Source organism: Ilumatobacter sp., assembly GCF_049588435.1.
Lineage (GTDB): Bacteria > Actinomycetota > Acidimicrobiia > Acidimicrobiales > Ilumatobacteraceae > Ilumatobacter_A.
The window spans coordinates 1-2,522 of the sequence record NZ_JBAVYV010000055.1; the positions used below are offsets into that span (position 1 = coordinate 1).

The following is a 2,522-nucleotide window of genomic DNA, read 5'->3' on the forward strand; positions in this document are numbered from 1 at the left end:
CGCCCATCTCAGCGGGCCATCCTCGTTCAGGGCTGGGCATCTCGGCGACACCACGGACTCAAAGGTCAAACACCATCAGCCAACTGTTGCCAACGTCATGACCGAGTACAGCTAGATGTGTTCGCGGGACTGCTGCATCATGTGTGTAAGCAGCGTGGTCGTGTTCATTGTGTCGCGGCCGTGATGCGGCCGTGGTAGTGGATGGTGAGGGCGTTCAGGATGGCTTTCCAGCCGTTGATCCGCCCGGTCGGGTTGGTCCGGTTCTTTCTCCTCTCGATCGCTGTCAGATACAGCACCTTGAGCGCTGCGTCCTCGGTCGGGAAGTGCCCGCGTCGGACCGCTGCTTTGCGGAACCGGGCGTTCAAGCTCTCGATCGAGTTTGTCGTGTACACGATCTGGCGGAGCTCGACTGGGAACTCGAGGAACGGAACGAAGTCGTCCCAGGCATCTCGCCAGGCTTTGATCATTGCCGGGTAGATCGGTTCCCACTCGCCAGCGAACGTTTCGAACCGGTCGGTGGCCGCGTCGAGGCTCGGCGCGGTGTAGATCCCCTTCAGACCCCTGGTGACGGCCGGCCAGTGTTTCTTCGATGCGTAGCGCAACGAGTTCCTGACGAGGTGCACAACAAAGAGCTGGACATCAACGAGCGGCCAGACGGCGCGTGCGGAGTCCGGCAAACCTTTCAACCCGTCGCAGCACATCACCAACACGTCGTTGACGCCACGGTTGCGGAGTTCGGTGAGCACGCCGAGCCAATACTTCGCGCTTTCGCCGCCGGTCGGGCCGACCCACAGTCCGAGCACATCGCGTTCGCCGTCCATGTTGATGCCCATCGCGACGTACACGGTCCGGTTCGTGACGTGACCGTCGCGGATCTTGATCCGGATCCCATCGATCAAGATCACCGGGTAGATCGCGTCGAGCGGCCTCGATTGCCACGATTCCATGTCCGCAATGATCCGGTCGGTGATCCGAGAGATCGTCGAGCGATCAATCGAGGTCGAGTAGATGTCGTCCAGGTGCGCTGCGATGTCACCAGTAGTGAGCCCTTTCGCATACAGCGACACCACCATGTCATCAAGGCCCGATAGCCGACGTTGGCCGACCGGCACCGTGACCGGCTCGAAGGTGCCGTTGCGATCGCGGGGCACCGAAATCGGAACGTCACCAATCTCGGTGCGTACCGTTTTCGGATAGGTCCCGTTCCTCGAGTTTCCAGAACCGCGGCCTTCGGCTGCGTGGGGTTGATAGCCGACGTGATCGGTCATCTCGACATCGAGTGCTCCTTCGAGCACCCTGCCGATCAGACCCGACAGCAGTCCGCCATCGCCGGTCAACGCGACGCCGTCTGCTCGGGCCTGAGCAACAAGCGCCGCAGCAATCTCGTCGAGCCCTTCCGGCGGCGACCCCACCGTCTCGTCGTGTTCAATATCGATAGTCATCAGAATGATCCTTCCGGGCCCACGCGATCAACACGCGGACCAGCCAGGACCACCCCACTTACACACACAAATCCACAGTCCCATCCCAAGAGTGTTGGTTTGTCAAGCAGGGATTTTCGGTGCTGGGAGTGGGGTTGTGGGCGCGTCGAAATCGAACCCGTCCGTCGTCGGGTTCGAGGTGGGTGTTCGTCGGGTTGGTGTTCGTGGCGGTGGTGCGGTCGACCGTCTCCAGATTGCTCGCCAGTGGGAGCGGCACGCCCTGTGGGGTGCTGAGCCATCCCTTCGCCCCGCGCCGTTTCGAGCGACGAGGGCATGGAGCTGTCGGGCCAAGGCCAGTTGCTGGGCTCAATCACATAGTCGGCTGTCCCTCGGTGGGAAGCCCTGCCGATACCGAGCTCGCAGTCAGCTGACCGCGTCCGCCAGGGTCACGCAGCTTCTGTTGTCGGGTGCGCAATGTCGAGGCATCGAACCTCGAGATCGCGCATCCCGTAGAAGACAAGCGTGAGGAGCTTTCGGGCCGCCGCGACACGGCCCTTGTTCACTCCGCGCCGCTGACCGACACGGACATAGATGTCATGGATCGGTGGAATCGTGTGGTTCCTCGACACGGCTTCGACCGCCGCCCACCGCACCAGCCGCGGGCCTTGTTTGGTGATCGCGCCGCGATGGGTGACGGTGTCGGACTCGCGATGTCGTGGCGTCATCCCGGCCCACGACGAGATCTGGCGGGCGTTGTCGAAACGGGTGACGTCACCGATCTCCGCGACGAAGATCGCCGCGAACACCGGGCCGACTCCGTGGATCTGCTGGATCGTCTCATAGCCCGGATGCCCCTTGAACACGCCGGCGATGCGGGCGTCGAGGCGCACGATCTCATGGTCATAGGTCTTGATCAGTCGACGCAGTGATCGGAGCCGGTCCTCGAACGCAGCAGTCATGTGGGTGTCGTCGAGCCACTGTTTGCCTCCCGGGCCCCACAAATGCTTCACCGGCGGAATCAAACCCTCCTTGCCAATCACTGCATGCACTTGGGTTTTCAACCCGGCGCGGAGCTGGGACAGCTTGCGTCGATAGCGGACC

Annotated in this window: 2 protein-coding genes; both read right to left on the reverse strand. The window is 62.4% G+C overall.

Features of this window, described 5'->3' with window-relative positions; genetic code table 11:
* Window positions 1-164: 164 nt before the first annotated feature.
* Entirely contained in the window at window positions 165-1,442 is a 1,278-nt protein-coding gene (locus WBV89_RS01925; RefSeq protein ID WP_423979653.1) for an IS256 family transposase, read from the reverse strand.
* 425 nt (window positions 1,443-1,867) lie between these two features.
* Window positions 1,868-2,522, reverse strand: a 655-nt coding sequence (locus tag WBV89_RS01930; RefSeq protein ID WP_423979654.1) for a transposase, incomplete at its 5' end; no start/stop codon positions are given.